General features: G+C 34.9%; 1 protein-coding gene. It reads right to left on the bottom strand.

Annotated elements, in window-relative coordinates:
- The coding region (locus RR876_RS16685) for an FAD-binding protein (RefSeq protein ID WP_332637155.1) at positions 1–481 on the bottom strand (481 nt) is incomplete at its 3' end.
- Positions 482–859: the final 378 nt, after the last annotated feature.

The following is an 859-nucleotide window of genomic DNA, read 5'->3' as shown; positions in this document are numbered from 1 at the left end:
CAATGTAATTTTCAAAAATTGTAATATTTTTACGTTCTTTAGCACGTTCAACAAGCGTGGTTGAAATTGCTTTGCCTGTTGCATCGGCTGAATGGATAATACGGCGTTGTGAGTGACCACCTTCACGGGTGAGATGTAATTGCTCATCATCATCTAAGGTGAATTGGACACCTTGGTTTAATAAGAAATCAACAGAAGGCTTACCGCCTTCGACCGTATGTTTGACTGCATCTAATTCACAAAGATGTCCACCTGCAATCATAGTGTCATTAATATGTTGTTGAATTGAATCAGTCTCGTCTAAGACTGCAGCAACACCACCTTGAGCATAAAAAGTACTGGCTTCTGTGAGCTCTGCTTTTGCTAAAATGGCAATGTTGTAATGACTCGGTAAAGAGAGTGCAAGACTTAAACCTGCACCGCCACTGCCCACAATAATCACATCAAAATGGTGAATTGTTTTTAAATCAGGCATGTCGATCTGCTTCAGTTTTAAACGTTCGCTAATGACAACGCTTTTTTACAAAAAAGGCAAGTGCCAATCTGCTTAGAATTGAACGATTTTTTAGCGAATGTTCACAAATTTTGTTGATATCAATTATCAATAACCTTGAGTCATTAAATGATTATGATTCAATCTATTGTTTTAATCTGGGTTTAAGCTGTTTATATAATATTCACAATATAGAATAACTCATGGATACAAACTCCATAATTTATTCACAATTCATAACGCTAGATTATTGTATGCATTGAAAATATAAACATATTTTTACGAAACCTTAGCTTGGGTTATGATAAAAACATAATCTTAATATTTTATAGATTATTCGCTCGCAGGTTCTCACTTCATGAAAAG

Source organism: Acinetobacter sp. (assembly GCF_036666595.1).
Taxonomy (GTDB): Bacteria; Pseudomonadota; Gammaproteobacteria; order Pseudomonadales; family Moraxellaceae; genus Acinetobacter.
This window is presented reverse-complemented; position numbering and strand designations above follow the sequence as displayed.